Origin of the sequence: Roseicella frigidaeris, from assembly GCF_003258945.1 — a bacterium.
In the GTDB taxonomy this organism is placed as follows: Bacteria; Pseudomonadota; Alphaproteobacteria; order Acetobacterales; family Acetobacteraceae; genus Paracraurococcus; species Paracraurococcus frigidaeris.
The window spans coordinates 1-1,042 of the sequence record NZ_QLIX01000087.1 but is presented as its reverse complement, the minus strand read 5'-3'; the positions used below and the strand labels follow the sequence as shown (position 1 = coordinate 1,042).

Annotated in this window: 1 protein-coding gene; it reads right to left on the bottom strand. The window is 67.3% G+C overall.

Going from position 1 to position 1,042, the window contains the following annotated elements; translation table 11 throughout:
• Positions 1-8: 8 nt before the first annotated feature.
• Positions 9-959, bottom strand: a complete 951-nt coding sequence (locus DOO78_RS26885) for an IS1595 family transposase (protein ID WP_111472944.1) — start codon at positions 957-959, stop codon at positions 9-11.
• Between the last annotated feature and the right edge of the window lie 83 nt (positions 960-1,042).

Below are 1,042 nucleotides of genomic sequence, written 5' to 3'. Positions count from 1 at the left end.
CCTCCTGATTACCCAGCAACCTCCGCGGTCAGGAAGGAGCGCAGAGGGGTCGGGTGTTGGCCGAGAGCAGTTCTGGCGAGCCGCGGCAGGATCTCGGCGAGGTTGGACCTGTGATTGAAGCGCCACTCGAAGCCGGCGAGGTATCGCCCGGCATGGTGGTGGCGGACCGCCCGGCAGGTGCCGGTGATGGCGGCCTTGATGTTGCCCAGCACGGTGTTGACCCAGGTCAGCGCCGGCTCGCTGGGCCGCTTGCCGGAGCCGGTCTTGATGGGGTCATGCGCAAACCCTGCCTCGGCGAAGCCGTTGAAGCCGCTTAGCCCGTCGGAGACGACGGCGCTGCCGGCGGCCAGATTGCGCGCCGCATAGTCCTCGATCGCCGCCTTGGTGAAGCCTGGGACGGGGCGCAGATGGATGGCGCGGGGCCTGCCGTCACGCGTCGCGACGGCGGCGAGGAAAGGGAATTTGTTGGGTGCTCCGCGCCCGCGCTTGTCGCCGGGCTGGCGGGTGGCCTGCCCGCCGAGATAGGCGTCATCGACCTGGATCAGCCCTGACAGCGGTCGTTCGGCATTGTGCGCGAGCATGGCGCCGAGGAGTTTCTGCTTGAGCAGCCAGGCGGTGTCGTAGTTCACGCCGAGCTGGCGCATCAGTTCGAGGGCGGCGATGTCGTTCTTGCTCTGGGCGAGCAGGACCATGGCCAGGAACCAGGTGCGCAGCGGCAGCTTGGAGGCCTGGAAGACGGTGCCGGCGCGCACCGAGGTCTGGCGCTGGCAGGCGGAGCATTGGAACAACCGCCGTGGTGCGCAGAAGCTGTGCGCGCGCCCGCCGCAGCGCGGGCAGACGAAGCCTTCGGGCCAGCGCCAGGCGACGAGCGCGGCATGGCATTGCTCCTCGGTCCCGTAGCGCTCGAGGAAGGCTGACAGGCTCATGCCCTTCTGAAATTGCACCGCGTTGCGCGCCATTCCCAATCTCCGGCCCTGCCAAACGTTAACCCATTGAGATATAGGGATTCCCATCTCAGAACGGAAGTAGCTCGGTAATCAGG

Coding starts and splice junctions, on each gene's coding strand:
- DOO78_RS26885 (WP_111472944.1), bottom strand. CDS start 959: ATGGCGCGCAACGCGGTGCAATTTCAGAAGGGCATGAGCCTGTCAGCC.